The following is a 16,970-nucleotide window of genomic DNA, read 5'->3' as shown; positions in this document are numbered from 1 at the left end:
AGTAGTACAGCCAGCCCAGCGAAGGACCCGCAGCTTGCAGCGCTACCAGCACCGGATCAGGCACGTTCAGGTTTTTGCACGAGGTAAGACCTGTGAGTACCAGCGACATTAATACGTAGAGCAGCGTGCAAATACCCAGCGAGAGCAGCATGCCAATGGGCATGTCACGCTGCGGGTTTTTAGCCTCCTGAGCGGCCGTACTCACCGCGTCAAATCCAATGTAAGAGAAGAATACGACAGCTGCGCCGCGCACAATACCTTCCCAACCGTAGCGCGAGCCGCCACCGGGCAGATTCTCTACGGGCGGAATAAATGGGCTCCAGTTGGCCGCATTCACATATTTGAAGCCGAAGGCAATTACCAACAACACAATGGCCACCTTCACAAACACGATGATGTTGTTGAAGCGAGCCGACTCCTGAATACCAACGACCAGCAGCATTGTCATGGCACCTATAAGGAGTACCGCTGGCAGGTTGATAACAGCACCCGTAGTGCTGAAATGCGCGCCGTCGTAGGCGATAGGAGCCTGCGAAATGGCAGCGGGCACGTGCACACCGGCTTTTTCCAGAATACTCACTAGGTTACCGCTCCAGCCCACGGCCACCGTAGCCGCGCCGAAGAGGTATTCCAGAATCAGGTCCCAGCCAATGATCCAGGCAACGAACTCACCCAGCGTGGCATAGCCGTAGGTGTAGGCCGAACCGGCAATTGGAATCATGGAGGCAAATTCGGCGTAGCACAAGCCCGCAAACAGGCAGCCCAGGCCCGCAATAATAAAGGAGATGACAATGGCCGGACCAGCTGCGTTGGCAGCCGCCGTTCCCGTCAGCACGAAAATGCCGGCGCCGATGATGGCCCCGATGCCCAGCATGGTGAGGTTGGTAGCCGTTAGGGTCCGCTTGAGGCCGCCGCCCTCGCCCTCGTCGGCTTCGTGCATCAGCTTATCGAGGGACTTTTTGGCGAAAATATCTGCCATAGAAGAGAAGGGAGAAAAGAGAATGAAAAGTGTAAAAGGTGCGCTTACAAAGCCGCGAAATCAGTTCAGATGGCCCGAATATAGCTTTTATCTGGTTAATGCGAGTGTAGCGACAACGCGCTAAAACATTTCTTCGACCTCGTTAAACCTTGCTTTTGGGGCGCTGTCCAACGGCCAGTAATCACCCAAAAACAACGTAATAGTTGCTTTCGACCATGAAAAAATCACTCATTCTGTTTGCTGCTTTTGTCTTTACCATGGGCGCCGCTTCGGCTCAGACCACTACCCAAAATGAAACGGGACAAATGCAGCGCCCCATGCGCGGCCAGGGTATGCGCAACATGACGCCCGAGCAGCGTGCCGACCAGCAGGCCCAGCGCCTCACCAAGCAGCTCAGCCTCTCGGCCGACCAGACTACGAAAGTGAAATCCCTGGCCTTGGCCCAACAGCAGGAGCGGCAAACCATGCGCACCCAGGCCAGCGCCGACCGTCAGGCCATGATGCAGAACATGAAAGCCTCCCGCGACAAGTACGAGGAGCAGCTGAAAGGCATCCTGACCAGCGACCAGTACACCAAGTACACCCAAATGCGCGATGAGCGCATGAACAAGATGCAAGACAAATTGCAGGACCGCAAAGGCAAAAAAGGCAAGATGAAGGCCAGCACGAACGGCTAGTCGTAGCCTCTTAGTTTCTATTTTAACGGCCCGCTTGTGCAAACAAGCGGGCCGTTTTGCGTGGTTTCCGCAGTGGTTTCACCAAGTATTTTGCTACCGGCCAGCCGTGGCAAATGCCGCTTTTCTGACGGACGCACGGCTCGACAGCTGAGCATGGCGTTGTCTGTGGCAAATGCCCTACCCTCTATTACAGAGCTACACGGCATTGCATAACCGCCTTATTTTTTATCCGGTTGATTACCAATACATTACGCCTCAATTTTTTAACCCTTCCTTTCCCTAACCTCCCGGCGCACGTTGCGTTTGCTTATATTTGAGAATATGCGTCGGCGGGCCTGGCCCGGCCGATGCCGCGTCCGGCCCAGCTTGCCGCGCGGCGCCGCATTCACTATATGCTTCCCCCATGAGTCCCCTGCCTAGTAGTCAGTCTGTTCAGATTCAGCAGTTTTATGATAAAGGACTGGCCCATGCCAGCTACGCCATCCGGTGCGGCCGTTACGTGGCGCTCATCGACCCTAGCCGCGACCCACAACCCTACTATGATTTCGCCGACGAGCACGATGCTACCATCGAGGCCGTCATCGAAACCCATCCCCACGCCGATTTTGTTAGCTCCCACCTGGAAATAGCCGAGGAAACAGGCGCTACCATTTACTGTAGCAAGCTCACGAGAGCCGCCTATCCTCACCAGAATTTCGACGATGGCGACCGGCTGACGCTGGGCACCGTGGAGTTGCACGCCCTCAGCACCCCCGGCCACTCCCCCGACAGTATTTCGGTGCTACTCATCGATGATTTGGGCCAGACCCGTGCCGTATTCACCGGCGACACCTTGTTTGTGGGCGACGTGGGCCGCCCCGATCTACGCGAAAGTGAGGCCGTGGGCGGCCATCAGCGCGAACACCTGGCCGTGCAGCTCTACCACAGCCTCCACGACAAACTCCTGACCCTACCCCCCGCTACCAAGGTATACCCCGCCCACGGACCTGGCTCGTTGTGCGGCAAAACCACTAGCACCGAGCTGGACAGCACCATTGGCAAGGAGGCGCGCTCCAACTACGCCCTTCAGCCCATGACGGAACCGGAGTTTGTGCGGGTGTTGCTAGAAGATCAACCCTTTGTGCCCAAGTATTTTGGGTACGATGTGCTCCTGAACAAGCAGGGCGCTTCTTCTTTCGAAAACAGCGTGCGGTGTGTGCCGCGTCTGCAAGCCGATGAGCCTCTGGAGCCCGGCGTGCTCATTATTGATACGCGACCAGCAGAGCAGTTCAAGGCGGGCCACTTATCCTCAGCCATCAACTTACAGGATGGGGGCAAGTTTGAAACCTGGCTGGGCTCGGTGGTAGGCCCCGATGAGCCGTTCTACCTCATTGCCGACACACGCATTGCCCTGGACACCGTTATCCGTAAAACGGCCAAAATTGGCTATGAAACAAACATCAAGGGTGCACTGCTTACCCCGCCCATTCTGCCGGCTGTGAGCTTGCAAGTGGATGTGGAGGATGTGCGACAACATCCCGAGGAGTTTACGATAGTAGACATTCGCAACCGCTCCGAAGCTCAACAGGCCCTGTTTCCGGAGGCACTGCTGATTCCCCTACCCGAGTTGCGCGAGCGAGCCGGCGAAATCCCGCGCGACAAGCCAGTGCTGGTGCATTGCGCCGGTGGCTACCGCTCGGCGGCGGGCGCCAGCATTTTGGTGCCGCTACTTCCCGGTACGGCTGTGTATGATTTGGGCGAAGCTGTACAGGAGTTTCAGTAAGAGCGTCTGACACCCGCTACTGCTGCTAGATGTTGAACCCTACACTTCATCTAGCATTCCTTACCCTCTAGATTTCCTGCGCCTGTCTCGTAATAACGACGGGCGCCTGCAACACGCCCCTATATGAAGGTTCTGCATACCGCCGACTGGCATTTGGGTCAGCGTTTCGTGGGTGGCCACGAGCGCACGGAGGAGCACCGCCACTTTCTGGAGTGGCTGGTGCAGACCGTGCGTGAGCAGCAGATAGAAGTGCTGGTGATGGCCGGCGACGTATTTGATACGGGTTCCCCTTCCAACCAGGCGCTGGAGCTGTATTACTCCTTCCTGCTGCAAATGCGCGACACCGGCTGCCGCGATGTGGTGCTGGTGGGCGGCAACCACGACTCGCCGGCTACCCTGAATGCCCCCGCCCGCCTGCTGCGCCACTTGCGCGTGCACGTAATTGGCTGCGTGCCTGATTGTTTTGACGACCAGGTGCTGGTGATTGACAATGCGCAGGGCCGCCCTGGCCTGGTGATATGCGCCGTTCCTTTCCTGCGCGACCGGGATGTGCGCCTATCGGTGCCGGGCGAAAGCGCCGAGGAGCGCGAGGCCCGCATCAAGCAAGGTATTGCCGACCACTACGCCCGCTTGGCCGAGTTGGAAACTGTGTGGCAGTTGAAAGCTGCTGGCCTACCCGTGCTGGCTACGGGCCACCTCTACGCTGCCGGCGGCTCCCCTTCCGATTCGGAACGTACCATTCACGTGGGCAATCTAGGGCAGGTAACGGCCGAGCATTTCCCTACCGTCTTTGACTACGTAGCCCTAGGGCACTTGCACCGCCCACAGCGCGTGGGCGGACGGGAGCACATCCGGTATTCGGGTGCGCCCATTGCGCTGTCGTTTTCCGAAATCGACTACCCTAAGGAAGTCGTATTGCTGAACTTCACCCCAGATGGTCTCACCATCAACTCCCTACCCGTACCGGGTGTGCGCCGGCTGGTGCGCTTCCACGGGAACCTCGACGAAGTCCTCACCCAACTCACCACCTACGACAACACCGACTACCCCCTACCCGCCTGGGCCGACGTGGAGATTCGCTCCGAGCTGAGCCAGTTGGAGGTAGCCGAGCAACTACTGAAGGTGATAGAAGCCCTGGACCGAGGGCAGCTACAAGTGCTGAACCGACGCCATTTTCGCGTGGCGGCCCCGCGCCTCTTGGGTCAGGAAGAGGAACCCCTCACCCGCAGCCTACACGATTTCACGGAGCGCGAAGTGTTTGTGCAGCGCCTGGAAGCAGAGCCGGAGGAAGACCGGCCGGAGTTGCTGCGCACATTTGATGAGTTGTTGGAAGGAATGTAGCACGCGGCCTATTCTACTGCTGGCCGTATTGTCTATCCTGCTCAGGCTTGAATGAAATCGTGTCTTTCTTGCTTCTCCACAACCTTCGGGAAAGGTAGATGGTACTACCTTCTGTAGTTGGCACGTCCATACAGTGCAATCTAACTACTCACCTACTACTCCCACTTATGGCTACCGACTCTAAAGCTGGCTCTACTACCCTACCCACTACCATCGTATTAGCCGGCTCTACCGGTTCGCTTGGTTTACTGATTGCCTACCACCTTCGCCAGCGAGGCGCCACAGTACGGGCCCTGGTGCGCCCCAGCAGCAGTGCGTCGGCCGAGGCAGAGTCGTTGCGCTTGCAGGGTGCTGAGGTGGTAGAGACTGACTACAGCAGCGTGGCCGACCTCACGCAGGCCTGCCAAGGGGCCGATTGTGTGGTGTCGGCGTTGTCGGGGTTGCGGCAGGTGATTGTGGATGCCCAAACGCGCCTGCTCAATGCCGCTGTGGCGGCCGGCGTACCGCGCTTCATCCCCTCCGACTATTCCGCCGATTTCACCCGCTTGCCCGAAGGATCGAACCGCAACTTCGACCTGCGCCGGGAGTTTCAGCAGCGGCTTGATCAGGCACCTATTCAGGCCACGTCTATCTTCAACGGCATGTTCATGGACCTATTCACCGGGCAGGCGCCGCTCATTCAGCCAGCCATACGCCGCATTGTGTACTGGGGTAGCGCCGACCAGCCACTGGAGTCTACCACCATGGTCGATACAGCTGCCTACACCGCTGCCGCCGCTCTCGACCCCACTACGCCCCGCTACTTGCGCATCGCCGGCGACATCACCACCGTGCGCGACCTGCAAGTCATTGCCAGCGAGGTAATGGGTCAGCCCTTTAAGCTGCTACGGGTAGGCGGCCTGGGCGTCTTAGAAACGATGATCAAGGTGACGAAAACGCTTATGCCAGCCGAGAACGAGGTATTCCCACCGTGGCAGGGCATGCAGTACATGCACAACATGCTCTCGGGTCAAGTCAGCCTACCCACACTGGATAACGACCGATACCCCGACCTGCATTGGACGAAGGTGCAGGATGTACTGCCAAAAAGGGGGTAGGCGTTACTGTTGACTGTCTGGATATTAAACCAAAGAGCGTTATTTCTTCCATTGGTCGAAATAACGCTCTTTTTGCTTGGTGCTATCTGCTTGCAAGCTCAGCTATAAGCGGGTGTGAATAAGGGATATCCGATCAGTATAATTTTATATTAATCACTTCACTAGTAGTAGGTAGTAAATTCACAACGCCCTGGCACAGGCGCTTGCTGGTATACCTGCAAAGGCCCGTTTGCGTAGGTAGAGGGCAACTACCTACCATCCTGCTCCTCGCTAATGGATATACCACCTCACGAAAACACCCCCCACTGGAAGCAGCGCGCCTACCGCATCATCTTCGAATCGGACACGCCGGCCGGCCAGGCGTTTGATGCAGTGCTGCTTGTGGCCATTGTGCTGAGCGTGCTTACAGTGATGCTGGAAAGCGTGAGTCAGATTGCGGCGCAATACGGGTCTTTGTTGCGGGCAGTGGAATGGGCTTTCACGGGGTTGTTTCTGCTAGAGTACATCATCCGGCTGGTGGTGGTACGCCGGCCACTAGCTTATGCGCTGAGCTTGCTGGGCATTATCGATTTGCTGGCTGTTTTGCCTACGCTGGCTTCTCTGGTGATGCTAGGCAGCCACTATCTGGTAGTCATTCGAACACTGCGGCTGCTGCGCGTCTTTCGCGTTTTTAAGCTGGGCCGCTTTGTGGGAGAAGGCGAATTTATTTTGAACGCGCTTAAAGCCAGCCGTTTCAAAATTCTTGTTTTCCTGACGGCGGTTCTCACGCTGGTTATTGTGATTGGCACTTTCATGTATGTAGTGGAAGGCGGCCAGAACGGCTTTACCAGCATTCCCAAAAGCATCTACTGGGCCATCGTAACGCTGACCACCGTTGGCTACGGTGACATTTCGCCGGGTACCATACTGGGCCAAACCATGGCCTCTATCCTGATGATTCTGGGCTACGCCATTATTGCTGTTCCCACCGGTATTGTATCGGCTCAAATGGCTCGCCCTACCTCCGATGCGCCTACCTTCAAACAGGCGACTTGCCATATATGCCAAGCTGGCGACCACCGCGACGACGCCGAGTTTTGCTGGAATTGCGGGGAGAAGCTGTAGAGGCTGCTATATTCTACACTGCATCTAGTACAACACTGGGCTTAGCCTGCTGCCAACCAGGGCTGTATTACCTTTTTAAATTCTTCGCCGCTGAATTTGAACTTGATACTAGTACTGCCTGCTAGAATACGCGTTGTGTAGGTAGTGGACCAAAGAAACGTTTGCTCCTCAAGCGACCCAATACACGACCAGGGAATGAGCAATGGAGGGTGGCCTATACGAAAAAGAAATACGACCGACAGGGACAAGCCAGACGCCGATGCGGCTGCTTTGATTACGCCGTTGTACCTGGCTAAGCCTAGTTTCGCATGGTGCAGTCGAAACTGCGACTCTATCATCTCTTCCGGCGCAACCTCGAATTGTGTAGACAGTTGGTGCCAGCCAAAAAAGGAGATAAGCTTACAAACCAAGCACCAAAAGCCAATAAACACGGCTATGAATACTGGGATAAGTAGGGGCGATAACGAAGTATGCATGCACTAAATAACTACAATTCGCTGCGCATATCACTTACGCAAGCCTACTTCTCAAGTATCAAAAGGTGACTCTGCGCCTTGTCTCACCATGCAGTTTCTTTTAGCGCAGTAACTTCGTGGTCCGCCCTGGTATTTACTCCGCATGAAAATTCTCCGCGTCCGCTTTTTCAATCTCAACTCCCTGCGCGGGGAGCATTTTGTTGATTTCAGCCACGCCCCTCTGGCCGATGCGGGGCTGTTTGCCATCACGGGCCCTACCGGCGCCGGCAAAACCACCATCCTCGATGCCATTACGCTGGCCCTCTACGGCCAGGTGCCACGCCACGAGGGTAGCGGCCCCGAGCAGGTGATGAGCCACGGCACGGGCGAGAGCTGGGCCGAGGTGGAATTTCAGGTGAACGGCAAAACCTACCGCTCGAAGTGGGGGCAGTACCGCGCCCGCCGCAAGCCCGGTGGCAACCTCCAGGACCCCAAAATGGAGCTGAGCGAGCAACCCGAAACGCCTACCCCCGAGGCGCCCGATAAATGGCCGATTCTGGAAAGCTACAAGTCGCGGGTGCCGGTGCGCGTGGCCGAGCTGAGCGGGCTGGAGTACCGGCAGTTTCTGCGCTCGGTGCTGCTGGCCCAAGGCGACTTCACCCGGTTTCTGAAATCGAGCCCCGGCGAGCGGGCCCAGCTGTTGGAGAAGATTACCGACACGCGCAAGTACTCCGATATTTCGGTGGCGGCGTTCCAACGGGCCAAGGAAGAAGCCCAACGGGTAGAGCAATTGCGGGCGGGTCTGGCGGGCGTAACGCTGTTGTCGGCAGAAGAGGTAGGAGCGCTGGAAGCCGAAGCGCAGGAACTAACCACTCAGCTCGAAACCGCTACTACTACCCAGGAACAGCTGCGCGAGGCGCGGCAGTGGCACCAAAGGCTGCTCGACTTACGTCAGCGTCAGCACACCACCCAGCAACGCCAGCAGCAGTTGGCTGCCCAAGCCGAAACGCTGGCCCCATTGCGGCAGCGTTTGGCGCTGCATCAGCAGGCCGCACCTTTCGCCACCGATTATGCCTTGCTCCGCCAAGCCGAGCAGCAGCTAGGCCAGCTACGCACCGAGGTAGGCCAGCTACAAGAGCAACTACCGCAACTGCAAGAGCGCCGTGCCACCGCCGAAGCCACGCTGCACACCGCCCGCGAGGCCCATACGCAGGCCGCTGCCACTCAGGCGGAACAGGAGCCGAAGCTGCGCGCCGCCGAATTGCTTGACCATCAGCTAGCCGACCAGCAACATCAACTAGAGAAGGGCAAGCAGGAATACCAAGGCTTCAACCTTCAGTGGAAAGAGCAGAAAAACACGGCTACCCTGGCCGCCGCGCAGGTGCATCAGCAGGAGCAGCAGGCCCGCACATTGCGCGAGTGGCTTACGCGTCACACCGTCCTCAGCAGCGCATCGGAAGCCCTGGCGCCTTTGAGTGGCTACCTCCAGGATTGGCAGCACAACCGTACTGAGCTTACAGGGCTGAGTGAGTTGATTCGGGAGCGCCAGCGCCAACTGACGGCCGCCACCAGCACCGAGACCAACAGCACCCAGTTACTTGCCGAAACCAACACCCAACTCACTACCCTGGCCCAGCGGCACGCCACCGCCGCTACCGCCCGCACCGATTGGCGCCACCAGCTAACGCACCACGTAGCCCGCTTGCACCGCGAAGCCGCCGCGCTGGATGATAGTTTGCAGGATTTGCGCCGCCTCATGCACGCGCATCAGCTCATTCTGACCCACGAAGAAGCCCGCCAGCATTTGGTAGCCGGCGAAGCCTGCCCACTCTGTGGGGCCGTGGAGCACCCCTATGCCACCGGCGTGCTAGGCGTGAGCAAAGACTCCGTGCAGCGCGACCGGGAACGGGAGCAAGCATTGGAGAAGCAAACAGTAGCCTTGAAAGGGCGCATCAACCGGCTAGTGGGCATCAGCGGATTGCTGGAAAACGGCGCTCCTTTAAGTGAGCCCGAAACGGTAGTGGTGCGGTGGTTGTCGGAAGAGGAAGAAACGACTATACCGGCCACCGTGCGCGCCTTAGCTAAGGAGTTGAGTGAGACGGAACAGTTGCAGCAGCAGGCCCAACTCATTCAGGCCAAAGCCCAGGCGGACCAACACAACGCCCAACAGCAGCAACAGCAGCTTCGGACAGAGTTGGAACGCCTGACCACGCGCTTGCAGGATGCGCGCGAACAGGAGCCTTTGATGAAGGAGAACATCACCAGCCTGATCCGGTCGTTTGGGCTGGAGTTTTCGGGTGAAAACGGCGCAGCGTTGGTGCGAAATCTGGAAGCTGCCGGTGCCGATTTCCGTCGCAAGCAGTTGGAAGCCGAGCAGCTGGAACGCAAGCTGGACTTGGAAAACGAACGCGCCGCTACCGCTGAGAAAGAGCGCAAACGGCTGCAATTGGAACTGGATCAGCGCCGCGAGGCCCTGGCGCAGCAGCACCAGGCAATTGTACAGCGCCAACAGCAGCGCCACGAGCTGCTACCCAATACCACCAGCGTAGCCGACGCCCGCCGCCAGTTGGAAACGGCCGTGCGCACCGCCGACCAGCGCCGCCAGCAGGCGGAGCAGCAACTACAACAGCACACCACCACGCTCACCATCGCCACCGATAAGCTGCGCCAGCGCGAACAAGATGCTACGCAACAACAGCAGTTACAAGCTGAGCGCTACGCTACCCTGTCGGCGGCGCTAGGCGCGGCTAGCCTCGCGCCTGACCCCGCCATTCTGCCTACCCTGCTCCTACCCGATGCGGAGGTAGACAACCTGCAAAGCCAGCTCCGCCGCCACGAGCAAGACGCCATCCTAGCCGAGCAGACGCTACGCGAAACTGCCGAGCAGCTTCAACAAGAGGAAGCCCGCGCCCTCACGCCGGAGCTGCCGGAGGTCATTACGCAGCAACTAACTGACAACACCCAGCAACTTGCTACTCTCAACCAGCAGCTTGGCCAGCGCCAACAGCGCCTCGCCGACCACCGCGCCGGGGTAGCCAAGCACGCTTCGTTGGTGGTAGAGATTGAGCAGCAGCAGCAACAGGCCCGCCGCTGGCGTCAGCTCACGGACCTCATCGGCTCGGCTGATGGCAAGAAGTTCAGCGAATTTGCCCAAGGCCTGACCCTAGCCCGCTTGGTAGACTTGGCCAACCGCCACCTGCACCGCTTCTCGGACCGCTACCGCATCAGCCGCAACCCGCAGGAGCACCTCGACCTACTCATCACCGACCACTATCAGGCCGACAACGTGCGCTCCATGAACTCCCTATCAGGCGGGGAAAGCTTTCTGGTGAGTCTGGCGCTGGCCCTGGGCCTCTCGGAACTAGCCGGCCGCAAAACGCAAATCGACACGCTCTTCATCGACGAAGGCTTTGGCACACTCGACCCCGACACGCTCGACGTGGCCCTATCGGCTCTCGAAACCTTGCAGGGCACCGGCAAAACCATCGGCATCATCTCCCACGTGGAGGCGCTGAAGGAACGTGTGAGCACGCAAATTAACGTACGCAAGGGCGCTGGCGGCGTGAGTACGTTGCGAGTTATTGGGTTTGGGGAAGAGCAGTAGCGCCGATTTCCAGCGCGGCGCTACTGCCCGGCCGCCCGTATCTCTGCCCACGTCCAGTAGCGGCGCGGCTCTATGGTGGCGTAACCCTGCTGAAAAAACGACACAACTTCACGCTCTATTTCTTCCAATGCGATAGACGATTGGTACAGAGGCCGCTGGTCGGGATCGGCGTAGCGCTGGGCCTTGGTGAGGCCTTTGCCAGAGAGGCGCAGCAGCGGGCCGGTATCGGTGATGCCGTCGTGAGTCCAGCGGCGGGTGGTTTGTTCCAGCGCATTCAGACGATTAGCCAGCGCATCGAGCGGCAGCCGGGGTAGCGTGGGGCGCGATTCCAGGTCAATCCACGTGGTGTATTTGTACTCGAATTCGTACCGCTGATTATCATAGAGGCTCAGCACCATATCGAAACCTGCCGTGGGGCCGAATAGCGCGTAGTAAGGTAGCGGCTCCGGCGTGCGCACCACCATCAGCCCAATTTCGGGGTAGGGCGTGAGGCGGGTAGCGGGGCTTTGCATGATGGCTGCGGCTTGCTGCACCCGTTCGTATTCCGGCAGCCACACGGCGCGTTCGGACACTGGGTTTTCCAGCACCGCGGCAAAGCGCGGCAGGAACCACGCAAACTTTTCGGCCGAAGCCTCATCCTCGCGCCGCCGCCGAGCGGGCGCCCCAAACGGCTCGTAGAATCGTGCCTTTTCCTCGGCATTCAGCCAGCAAACCAGTTGCAGGGCATGGTTGGCCTGCGGGTCGTGCCAATTAATTTCGCGGAAGTCGCCGAGGGTAGCCACCAGGCGCAATAGGTGCTCGTGGCGCAGCGCTAGTTCGGGGTGCAGCAGGCTCCACACGCCCACAAATCCGTCTACGTCGAAGTGGTTGGCCGACACGGCATGGGCTTCCAGACCGGGGGTGGCGGGCTGGTGCAAGGCACGTAGCACCGAGCCGGCGCTGGTATCGTCGCGCAACGGTGTAGGGGTAGCGGCTCCGCGCCAGTGCGCCAGCGTGAGGGCGGAGCCCAAGCCGGTGCTATCTACCAGGATGGTAGGCTGCTGGCGTAGCTGGGCAAATGGAACGAAGTAGCGGGCAGAAGTCATGATGGTAAAGGTAGCAGCCTGCCTGCTTCCTGCCCGGCGGCAAGAATATCGAGCGAACCCTCAACCATACATAGTCCTATTTAAAACCTTACAACTAAAATTACTTTATTTATACTTACCACGTCGGTTGGAAATCCGTTCTACGCGGTTGTTCCGAATCCAACCCAGATACTTCTGCAACTCCTCTGCTTCCCGTAGAGCCTCGATGGTCCCGTACTGCCGGGCCAGGGTTTTGTTGGGTAGCAAAAGGTGCACCGTGCTGTGACACGGTTGGCATAAGTCAGCCACAGGCCCATACTTACCACCTTCCTCCCGCGGCACCAAGTGGTGGCGCGTTACCTGCCTTACCCGCCGCAAGCACAGCGCACACTGCGGCTCTTCCGGCACAGATTTAGCAAATACCTCTTTCCGACGGCGTGCCATATCCTACTTAGCTGCTTGGGTAGTATTTTTTATGGTCGCTGTATAATAATTCATATTTATTGTAAAATTCATAAATATCAACAGTCTGTTTTTCCAACATATTTTATATTTGGCTGATTCTTTTGAAATATGTTAATCCAAAATTTTCAACTCATTGCAATTGCCTCCACAAGACACTAGGCAAGCAGTTCGGCCAGTAGAATAACCCCAAAATCTAGCTTTTTACTCCTCACATTTCATCTTTTGCGTATGCCCACTTCTACTTCCTCTTTATCTGGTTTGACCACACTGCTACGAGCAGCCGGTTTCGCGCTGACCCTGCTTCTGTTAAGCTCCACTGCCTCTCACGCGCAAACCTGGCTGGTATCGACGGACTCGTACGTGAAGTTGGGTGTGGTGGATAAGTTTGGTCAGTTGGGGGCGTACACCGCTAAGTTTGTGGTAACCAACCAATCGACCGGCAAAAGCTATATGCTGGAAAAGCAGATACCAGCGGGGCAAAAAGGCGTAGACGTTATCTTCCCCTCGGAGCCTTCCGAGGCCGACTATTTCAAGTCGGACCGCAACGAGGCAGGCACGGCCGCGCCCGGCCGCTACGTGTGGGAGTGCCAGGTGAGCGGCAAAAAGGTAGTAGGGGGTTTCTTCGAGTTTGAAAAAGCCGGCAACGACGTAACGGTTGTTGAGAAGCGGAAGTAGAAGCCTTTTTGTCGGCGCCTGCGTATGCGGAGTAGTTCGTTTTCCTCTCCAAATTCGCAACCGTTTTTCTCATGCCGAAGAAGTCTTTTTCCGAGTTGATTAACAGCCCTGGCATGCCGGTGCTGGTCGATTTTTACGCCGATTGGTGCGGCCCGTGCAAGACCATGGCGCCTATTCTGCAACAGGTAGCCCAGCAGCACCAGGGCAAGCTGCGCATCATCAAGATTGACGTGGACCGCAACCAGGCGGTGGCCCAACAATTTCGAGTACAGAGCATTCCTACCCTTATTCTGTTTCAGAATGGGCAGCCTGTGTGGCGGCAGGCGGGCGTGGTGCCCGCGCCACAGCTCAATCAGGCGTTGCAGGGCTTTGTCAATCGTTGAAGTAGCTTTGTTGGTGCGCAATTCCTAACCGACAAACTATCCGACGAGGTTGGGCGTTGGAGTAGGCGGCATTTGCCCGCACTTTTCTACCATTCGCCCCGAAACCCTTCGTCTGTTGTTTGCACGCTGTACCCTTCTAGTAGTCAGTCTACTACTACCGTTGTTTGCGCTAGCGCAAACGCAGTATACCCTCAGTGGCGTGGTGCGCGCCGCCGACACGCACGAAATTTTACCCGGCGCGTCGGTGGCGGTACCTGCTTCGGCCACCGGCACCGCCACCGATGCCCAGGGGGTCTACTCCTTGCCCCTACCCCCGGGCACGCACGAGGTAGTCGTTTCCTTTCTTGGCTATCAGCCCGTTACGCGCACCATCACGCTGCGCCGCGACCAGCGCCTGTTGGTTGAGCTGCCCACCGCAGCCAATGAGCTGGGCGAGGTGATTGTGCGCGGTACGGGCACGCTAGAACAAAAACTTCAGACCACGCAAATGAGCGTGGAGCGCCTCACTACCCGCGAGGCCAAGCTCTTGCCCGCGCTGTTTGGGGAAGTGGACTTGTTGAAAACCCTACAACTCAAACCCGGCGTGCAGAACGGCGGCGAGGGCACCTCGGGCCTGTTCGTGCGCGGCGGCTCCTCCGACCAGAACCTGGTGCTGGTAGATGACGCAGTGGTGTACAATCCGGCGCACTTGTTCGGACTGTTTTCGGTGTTCAACCCCGATGCCGTGCAGAGCGTGGACCTATACAAAGGTGGCTTTCCGGCGCAATATGGCGGGCGGCTTTCCTCTATTATTGATGTGCGTCTGCGCGAGGGCAGCCATGAAAAGGTAGGCGTGAGCGGCGGCATCGGCCTGATTTCATCGCGCTTGGCCGTGGAAGGGCCGCTGAACAAGGGCAAGGGCTCCTTTCTGGTTTCCGGGCGCCGCACGTATTTTGATGTGTTCACGCGGGCCATCAACCGGGTGAACGAAGGCACAGTAGATTACAGCCCCATTCCCGACTACTACTTTCAGGACCTCAACTTGAAAGCCAACTACCAGCTGGGCCGCAAAGACCAGGTGTTCCTGACTGGCTATTACGGTAAGGATGTGTTTGGCTTTAAGAGCGACGGTGGCTTTAATATCAACTTCGAGTGGGGCAATACGCTGGGCGCGCTGCGCTGGCAGCACACCTTTACGCCGCGCCTGTACCTGAATACCACGGCTTCCTTCACGCGCTACCGCTACAACATCGGCAATGCGCTGGACGAGTTCAGCTTCGGCCTGGCCTCTACTATCCGCGACCTGAGCCTGCGCTCCGATTTGGAATACCACACCGCCGACAATCGGCATATTCTGAAAGCCGGGGCTACTATCACTTCGCACGACTTCGGGGTAGGCCGTTTGCAGGCCGAAAGCGTGAGCAACCTGGTCAACTTCGGCTCCGATGTAAGCTACACTGGCCAGGAAGGCGGCCTGTACGCGTCCGACAACTTTACTGTCAACGACAAGTGGCAGCTTGATTATGGCCTGCGCCTGTCGGGCTTTCACAGCGGCTCCGATACCTATGGTGGCATCGAGCCCCGCGTGGCGGCGCGCTATTCCCTTTCCCCTACCCTCAGCCTGAAGGCCAACTACGCGCTGATGTACCAGTACGTTCACTTGGTAACAAACTCGGGCGCGTCCCTACCCACCGACATCTGGTACCCTTCGCGCCTATCAGTGAAGCCGCAACGCTCGCAACAGGTAGCCACGGGCGTGAGCTGGCTGCTGGGCGGCGGCAAGTATTTGCTGACAAACGAGGTATACTATAAGTGGGCCGAAAACCAGATTGATTTTCGGGACGGCGCCCAGCTGTTTGCCAATGCCGATCTGGACCAGGAGTTTCTGTTTGGCAAGGGCTGGGCTTACGGCGACGAAATTTACCTGGAGAAAAAAGAAGGCAAAACCACCGGCTGGATTGGTTACACCCTGGCCTGGACTAAGCGGCGCTTTCCGCCCCAGCGCGGCACCACAGGCATCAACAACGGTGCTATTTACTACCCTACCTACGACCGGCGCCATAACCTGACGGTGGTGGTGCTGCACCAGCTTTCGCCGCGCATCAACCTCACGGGCTCATTTGTATTCACCTCGGGAGCCGCTACTACACTGCCGCAGGGGCGTTTCATCTACCAAGATGCGCTGGGCAGCGGCGGCAACCCGGTGGCGGTACCACTTTACCCCGAGCGTAACACCTACCGTTTGGCGCCCTATAACCGCCTCGATCTGGGCCTGGTGTATAAGCTGCGCCCCCGCCACGGCGAGTCGGACCTGACGTTGAGCATTTACAATGCCTACAACCGGCGCAATCCGTACTTCATCTACTTCGACCGGATAGAAGATCCGCAGACCAACCTCACCACGGGATACAGAGCCCGGCAGGTGTCGCTGTTTCCGACTATTCCGTCGGTTACGTACAACTTCAAATTCTAACCTGATGCGCTGTTTCCGCCGCCGACCTGCTGCCTGGCTGTTGCTGAGCCTCTTCTCTCCTACCCTACTGGCCGGCTGCGGCAGCCTGCAACAAGACATTGACGTGGAATTGCCCTTTGGGCCGTCGCAGTTGGTGGTGGAGGCGTACCTGGAGCCGAACGTAGTGCCGCGCCTGACTATTACCGAAACGCAGCCCTACCTAGCTGAGGCAGTGATACCCTTGGTAGACGATGCCACGGCCATCATCATCCGTCCCAATGGCACCCGCGACACGCTTATGTACGCGCCGACCATCGACCGCACGACGCGCAAAGGTTACACACACATTGGTCGGCGGCGACTGAATGCCCGCCCTGGCGACATCTTTGGGCTGGAGGTATACGACAAGCAAGGTAGGCGCCTCACCGGCACGGCCACCGTGCCCGCCACCGTACCGATTCAGAAGGTAGAATGGCGCTTCAACAACGAAACCGGCGACCAGCGCAAGGCCTACGTCCTTAACACCTTCCAGGACCCCACCGGCCTAGGCGACGCCTACCGTTTCATGGTGCATCGCCGCTCCCTCCTCCGCGAACCGGAAGTGGAGTACACCGTGCAAGACCGCCTCACCGATGGCCAGAGTATCACGCTGGGCACGTCCTACGAGTTCCGCCCCAACGACACGCTCATCGTCAGCCTCTTCCACCTCGACACGCCCTACTACAACTTTCTGCAATCGGTGCAGGATGCGCGCAGTGCCAACAACAACCCCTTCGCGCAGCCCTCCGGCGTAAAATCAACCGTGACGGGCGGCATTGGGGTATTCACGGTACTGAGCGTGCAGCGGCAGAATGTTATTCTGCGGGAGTAGGTTTGAATGGTGAGGTGGTGAATGAAAAAAGCCTGTCATCCTGAGCTTGCGAAGGACCTTAT

The 16,970-nt window shown here is 58.1% G+C and carries 12 protein-coding genes and 1 pseudogene; 10 read left to right on the top strand and 3 right to left on the bottom strand.

What is annotated here, in order from left to right; genetic code table 11:
• Positions 1-979 (bottom strand): amino acid permease (locus KYK14_RS18545; protein WP_219160909.1); only part of this gene is annotated, 979 nt, incomplete at its 3' end.
• A 215-nt stretch (positions 980-1,194) separates the two neighbouring features.
• Between KYK14_RS18545 and KYK14_RS18540 the strand changes: the two genes are divergently transcribed.
• From KYK14_RS18540 to KYK14_RS18515, 6 genes are all read left to right on the top strand, one after another.
• On the top strand, positions 1,195-1,656 hold the full coding sequence (locus tag KYK14_RS18540; RefSeq protein ID WP_219160907.1) for a DUF4890 domain-containing protein: 462 nt from the start codon (positions 1,195-1,197) through the stop codon (positions 1,654-1,656).
• A 403-nt stretch (positions 1,657-2,059) separates the two neighbouring features.
• Positions 2,060-3,418 carry an MBL fold metallo-hydrolase gene (locus KYK14_RS18535; protein WP_219160905.1) on the top strand — a complete coding sequence of 453 codons (1,359 nt, stop codon included), beginning with the start codon at positions 2,060-2,062 and terminating at the stop codon, positions 3,416-3,418.
• Between the two features lie 123 nt (positions 3,419-3,541).
• The gene (locus KYK14_RS18530; protein WP_219160904.1) at positions 3,542-4,759 is read left to right on the top strand and encodes an exonuclease SbcCD subunit D C-terminal domain-containing protein; all 1,218 of its coding nucleotides are present in this window, start codon (positions 3,542-3,544) and stop codon (positions 4,757-4,759) included.
• Positions 4,760-4,926: 167 nt separating this feature from the next.
• Positions 4,927-5,856: an NmrA family NAD(P)-binding protein gene (locus KYK14_RS18525; protein ID WP_219160902.1), complete on the top strand. Its 930-nt coding sequence runs from the start codon at positions 4,927-4,929 to the stop codon at positions 5,854-5,856.
• A 273-nt stretch (positions 5,857-6,129) separates the two neighbouring features.
• A complete protein-coding gene (locus KYK14_RS18520) occupies positions 6,130-6,960 on the top strand; it encodes an ion transporter (RefSeq protein WP_219160900.1) in 831 nt (276 codons plus the stop codon).
• A 618-nt stretch (positions 6,961-7,578) separates the two neighbouring features.
• Positions 7,579-11,019 (top strand): AAA family ATPase, encoded by a 3,441-nt coding sequence (locus KYK14_RS18515; RefSeq protein ID WP_219160898.1) that lies wholly within the window; start codon positions 7,579-7,581, stop codon positions 11,017-11,019.
• Positions 11,020-11,039: 20 nt separating this feature from the next.
• Here the strand turns inward: KYK14_RS18515 and KYK14_RS18510 are convergent, their stop codons facing one another.
• Both KYK14_RS18510 and KYK14_RS18505 read right to left on the bottom strand, forming a co-directional pair.
• Positions 11,040-12,104, bottom strand: a complete 1,065-nt coding sequence (locus tag KYK14_RS18510; protein ID WP_219160896.1) for a DUF6687 family protein — start codon at positions 12,102-12,104, stop codon at positions 11,040-11,042.
• 105 nt (positions 12,105-12,209) lie between these two features.
• Positions 12,210-12,527, bottom strand: coding sequence for an HNH endonuclease (locus KYK14_RS18505; RefSeq protein WP_185282796.1), 318 nt, complete (start codon positions 12,525-12,527; stop codon positions 12,210-12,212).
• A 249-nt stretch (positions 12,528-12,776) separates the two neighbouring features.
• Between KYK14_RS18505 and KYK14_RS18500 the strand changes: the two genes are divergently transcribed.
• The 4 genes and pseudogenes from KYK14_RS18500 to KYK14_RS18485 all read left to right on the top strand — a co-directional run bounded on the left by KYK14_RS18500 (position 12,777) and on the right by KYK14_RS18485 (position 16,908).
• On the top strand, positions 12,777-13,223 hold the full coding sequence (locus KYK14_RS18500) for a hypothetical protein (protein ID WP_185282795.1): 447 nt from the start codon (positions 12,777-12,779) through the stop codon (positions 13,221-13,223).
• A 56-nt stretch (positions 13,224-13,279) separates the two neighbouring features.
• Positions 13,280-13,606, top strand: a pseudogene (trxA, locus tag KYK14_RS18495) (thioredoxin); the annotation flags it as partial.
• Between the two features lie 160 nt (positions 13,607-13,766).
• Positions 13,767-16,058: a TonB-dependent receptor gene (locus tag KYK14_RS18490; protein ID WP_246601931.1), complete on the top strand. Its 2,292-nt coding sequence runs from the start codon at positions 13,767-13,769 to the stop codon at positions 16,056-16,058.
• 4 nt (positions 16,059-16,062) lie between these two features.
• A complete protein-coding gene (locus tag KYK14_RS18485) occupies positions 16,063-16,908 on the top strand; it encodes a DUF4249 domain-containing protein (protein WP_219160894.1) in 846 nt (281 codons plus the stop codon).
• The last annotated feature ends 62 nt before the right edge of the window (positions 16,909-16,970 follow it).

This window comes from Hymenobacter profundi, from assembly GCF_019334315.1.
GTDB lineage: Bacteria > Bacteroidota > Bacteroidia > Cytophagales > Hymenobacteraceae > Hymenobacter > Hymenobacter profundi.
Note: the sequence above shows the minus strand (reverse complement) of the source record. Positions and strands in the feature narration are given on the sequence as shown.

Excerpts from the sequence above, each read along its gene's own strand:
- KYK14_RS18540 (WP_219160907.1), top strand. The coding sequence starts at position 1,195 with ATGAAAAAATCACTCATTCTGTTTGCTGCTTTTGTCTTTACCATGGGC.
- KYK14_RS18535 (WP_219160905.1), top strand. The coding sequence starts at position 2,060 with ATGAGTCCCCTGCCTAGTAGTCAGTCTGTTCAGATTCAGCAGTTTTAT.
- KYK14_RS18530 (WP_219160904.1), top strand. The coding sequence starts at position 3,542 with ATGAAGGTTCTGCATACCGCCGACTGGCATTTGGGTCAGCGTTTCGTG.
- KYK14_RS18525 (WP_219160902.1), top strand. The coding sequence starts at position 4,927 with ATGGCTACCGACTCTAAAGCTGGCTCTACTACCCTACCCACTACCATC.
- KYK14_RS18520 (WP_219160900.1), top strand. The coding sequence starts at position 6,130 with ATGGATATACCACCTCACGAAAACACCCCCCACTGGAAGCAGCGCGCC.
- KYK14_RS18515 (WP_219160898.1), top strand. The coding sequence starts at position 7,579 with ATGAAAATTCTCCGCGTCCGCTTTTTCAATCTCAACTCCCTGCGCGGG.
- KYK14_RS18510 (WP_219160896.1), bottom strand. The coding sequence starts at position 12,104 with ATGACTTCTGCCCGCTACTTCGTTCCATTTGCCCAGCTACGCCAGCAG.
- KYK14_RS18505 (WP_185282796.1), bottom strand. The coding sequence starts at position 12,527 with ATGGCACGCCGTCGGAAAGAGGTATTTGCTAAATCTGTGCCGGAAGAG.
- KYK14_RS18500 (WP_185282795.1), top strand. The coding sequence starts at position 12,777 with ATGCCCACTTCTACTTCCTCTTTATCTGGTTTGACCACACTGCTACGA.
- KYK14_RS18485 (WP_219160894.1), top strand. The coding sequence starts at position 16,063 with ATGCGCTGTTTCCGCCGCCGACCTGCTGCCTGGCTGTTGCTGAGCCTC.